The following is a 429-nucleotide window of genomic DNA, read 5'->3' as shown; positions in this document are numbered from 1 at the left end:
GCTCCACGCCACGCGACGGCACGACGATCGACACCGGCAGCGGCTTGCCGGCCGGCGGCGCGACAATGCGTCGCCGTTTCAGACGCGAAGCGGCAAGCATGATGCTGGCGAGATTTGAGAGGATGAGAGCAGTCGAAAGCGTGGCGGCTATGAGAGTGAGTTCCATCGAGATCCGGTCACTCCAGAAAACCGGTCCGCAGGACGGCCGATTCAACAGTTCGACAGAGCGCCCGAGTCGCGCGGCACTGGTCGGCGCACACCATCATTGTCATGTGTCACTTAAATGACATTCTTTCCCGCCACCTGCCGCTAAAGCGAGTCGCGTTTGAACGGATTCAGGCGACGCGCTTTAGGTCCTTGTTTTTATGCATGTCGTTTTCCCAAAACCGAGGCCACTTTTGGGCGACATGCATTAGAGGCCGCAATAAC

At 58.5% G+C, this 429-nt stretch carries 1 pseudogene; it reads right to left on the bottom strand.

Going from position 1 to position 429, the window contains the following annotated elements:
- A pseudogene (locus EN935_RS42675) lies at window positions 1–166 on the bottom strand (ceramide glucosyltransferase); the annotation flags it as partial.
- Between the last annotated feature and the right edge of the window lie 263 nt (window positions 167–429).

It is taken from the genome of Mesorhizobium sp. M7D.F.Ca.US.004.03.1.1, from assembly GCF_003998635.1.
GTDB lineage: Bacteria > Pseudomonadota > Alphaproteobacteria > Rhizobiales > Rhizobiaceae > Mesorhizobium > Mesorhizobium loti.
Note: the sequence above shows the minus strand (reverse complement) of the source record. Positions and strands in the feature narration are given on the sequence as shown.